The sequence below is a fragment of the Nonomuraea cypriaca genome, from assembly GCF_015645445.1.
GTDB lineage: Bacteria > Actinomycetota > Actinomycetes > Streptosporangiales > Streptosporangiaceae > Nonomuraea > Nonomuraea cypriaca.
Genome location: NZ_JADOGI010000452.1, coordinates 1 through 2,811, shown reverse-complemented (window position 1 = coordinate 2,811; position 2,811 = coordinate 1). Strand labels below are relative to the sequence as shown.

The 2,811-nt window shown below is 73.7% G+C and carries 4 protein-coding genes; 2 read left to right on the top strand and 2 right to left on the bottom strand.

Features of this window, described 5'->3' with window-relative positions; all coding sequences use genetic code 11:
- On the top strand, positions 1-216 hold a 216-nt coding region (locus ITP53_RS56775; RefSeq protein WP_207757744.1), incomplete at its 5' end, for a hypothetical protein.
- 80 nt (positions 217-296) lie between these two features.
- Here the strand turns inward: ITP53_RS56775 and add are convergent.
- Together add and ITP53_RS54670 are read right to left on the bottom strand one after the other, a co-directional pair.
- A complete protein-coding gene (gene add, locus ITP53_RS54675; RefSeq protein WP_195903368.1) occupies positions 297-1,259 on the bottom strand; it encodes an adenosine deaminase in 963 nt (320 codons plus the stop codon).
- A 34-nt stretch (positions 1,260-1,293) separates the two neighbouring features.
- Positions 1,294-2,274: a nucleoside hydrolase gene (locus ITP53_RS54670; RefSeq protein ID WP_195903367.1), complete on the bottom strand. Its 981-nt coding sequence runs from the start codon at positions 2,272-2,274 to the stop codon at positions 1,294-1,296.
- Between the two features lie 72 nt (positions 2,275-2,346).
- Between ITP53_RS54670 and ITP53_RS54665 the strand changes: the two genes are divergently transcribed.
- Positions 2,347-2,811: LacI family DNA-binding transcriptional regulator (locus ITP53_RS54665; protein ID WP_195903366.1), on the top strand; the 465-nt coding region annotated here is incomplete at its 3' end.

The following is a 2,811-nucleotide window of genomic DNA, read 5'->3' as shown; positions in this document are numbered from 1 at the left end:
CGGGCCGCCCCCACGACGGTGGTGGCGGGCCGCCGTACCCTAAGATGCCTCAATGATCATCAGAATCCTGGCGGGCGCGGCACTCGGCCTGACCGTGTTATCCGGTACGGCGGCCGGCTGAAGGGCAACGAACGCTACTGGTTCGAGCAGGGATACAAGGCGGGCGGGCCCAAGGCGTGCAACACCTGGAAGGCCTCGGACGCCAAGGTCGCGTGACCGCCTCCGGGAGCCGACGCTGACGACGCGGGCCGGCGGTGGGCATGACGGCCACCTGGCGCCACACCGGGCAAACCCCGTCACGGACGGGTGGCCGCGATCGGGCCGAAGGCGCCGGCGGCGGCGTGCTCCCGTACCAGCCGCTCCTGCTCGGCGGTCCAGCCGGCCGTCTCGCGCAGGGCGGCGAACTCCCGCTCCAAGGTGGTCGCGGACGTGGTGCGCGCGTCCGTGCCGATGGTGACGGCGAGGCCGGCCGTCAGCAGCCGGGTGGCGGGATGGGCCGCCAGGCTGGGGACCGCGCCGGTCTGCACGTTGCTGATCGGGCACATCTCCAGCGTGATCCGGTCACGGCGGAGGCGTGCGAGCAGCGCGTCGTCCTCGGCGCACCGCACGCCGTGGCCGATGCGGCGGGCGCCGAGCACCTCGATCGCCTCCCACACACTCGCGGCTCCCGCGGCCTCGCCCGCGTGGGCGGTGCACGGCAGCCCCGCCCGGTGCGCGAGGTCGAACGCGGGCCGGTGCGGCGCGCCGGGGTACACCCGCTCGTCGCCGGCCAGGTCGAGCCCGCTGACCACGTCGCGGCGCCGTATCGCGGTCTCGGCGACGGCGAGGCTCTCGTCCGGGGTCTGGTGGCGCAGGCAGCACAGCAGCAGCCCGGTGCGTACGCCCGTCGCCGCCCGCCCGTCCGCCAGGCCCGCGGCGACCGCCGACACCACCTCGTCCAGCGTCATGCCCTGCCGTCCGTGCAGTTGCGGCGCGAACCTCGCCTCACCGTGGACGACACCGTCGGCACTCCAGTCCTCGACCAGCTCTCGCGCCGCCCGGCGCAGGGCCTCGGGGGTCTGCAGGACCTGGAGCGGCAGGTCGATGTACGTGAGGTAGCGGGTCAGGCTGCCGCAGTCGGGGGGCGCGGTGACCAGTTCCGCCAGCGGGCGGTCGACGACGACGCCCTGCTCGCGGGCCAGGTCGGCGATCGTGCCTGGGCGGACGGATCCGTCGAGGTGGCAGTGCAGGTCGTAGCGGCCGGTGAGGTCGGCGGTCATGAGCGTCCTTTCGTCGTGGGGGCGGAGGTGGCGGTCATGAGCGTCCTTTCGTTGTCGGGGTGGAGGTGGCGGAGGGGGCGTGCTCGCAGGAGTCGAGGAGCAGTCGTTTGAAGCCCTGCTCGTCGACCCGGTGTACCAGCGTCAGGTTGGGCGGGGGCGCCGTGCGCCGGTGGTCGATGATGAGCTGCCCGCGGGTCTCGTCGCCGAGGGCCACGTCCACGTGGGCGCGTTCGCTTTCGAGGACCAGCTCGGGCCGCAGGGCCACCGCCATGGCGACGGGGTCGGGGAGGTCGTAGCCGGCCAGCCCGGTGACGTCGCGGGCCCAGTCGGCGACGGCCCGGTTGATCCGATGGGCGAAGACGGCCAGGGGCGTGCCGAGCTCCTCAAGCCGGCGCTGGTCGTCGGGGGTCATGACGGCGTCCCGGCGCGAAACGTCCCAGCCGATCCAGGTCACCTGGCCCGCCGTGGCCGCCTGCAGCACCACGCGGGCGGCCTCGGGGTCTGCCCACACGTTGAACTCCGCGGTGGGGGAGATGTTGCCGTACATGTCCGCCGCGCCCGCCATGCAGTAGACGTGGCGGAAGCGGGTCAGCAGCTCGCGGTCGCGGAGCAGCGCGGCGGCGACGTTGGTGAGCGGGCCCAGGGTGACGAGCGTCAGCTCGCCGGGGTGGTGGCTGGGGAGGGACAGCAGGACGTCCACCGCGTGGCCGTCCGCGGGGCCCCGCGCGGGGCCGGGCAGGCCGGCGTCGCCCATCCCGTCGAGGCCGTGCACGTGCTGGGCGGTGGACGGCGGGCGGGTCAGCGGACGTTCGCAGCCGGGGTGGACGGGGACGTCGGCGTGCCCGGCCAACTGGAGTGTGATCAGCGCGTTGCGGGTGGCCGTGGCGAGGGGCACGTTGCCCGCCACGGTGGTCACGGCGCGGACGTCGCCCGCGCCGCTTCCTGCCGCCAGCAGCAACGCCACCGCGTCGTCGGAGCCGGTGTCGGTATCGATGAGCAGGGGAAGTCTCGGCACACGCACCTCGTCTAATCGATTAGATGGACGGATGCACTATCTAATCGATTAGATGCGAGAATGTAAACCATCATGAGCACTCCCGCAGGCAGGATCACCCTGGCCGACGTGGCCCGCAGAGCCGGCACCTCGACGGCGGTGGTGAGCTACGTCATGAACAACGGCCCTCGCCCGGTGGCCGCCGCGACCCGCGAGCGGGTGCTGGCCGCGGCGGCCGACCTCGGCTACCGCCCCAACCGCATCGCCCGCGCGCTGCGCTCACGCACCACCGGCGTGGTGGGCCTGGTCCTGGCGGACGCGCTCAACCCGTACTTCGGGGCGCTGGCCAGGCACGTCGAGCAGGCGCTCGCGGGACACGGCCGGCTCATGCTCATCGGCAACGCGGGCTACTCCGCCGAGCGCCAGCGGCATCTGGTCGAACGCTTCCTCGCCGCCCAGGTCGACGGGCTGGTGATCGCCTCCGCCGACGCGGGCGACGACGTCAGCGGGCACGCCCGGGCGGCCGGCGTGCCCGCCGTCTTCCTGCACAACGGCCCC

Bases quoted from the DNA above. Each gene is read 5' to 3' on its own strand.
- add (WP_195903368.1), bottom strand. From the start codon at position 1,259: ATGACCGCCGACCTCACCGGCCGCTACGACCTGCACTGCCACCTCGAC.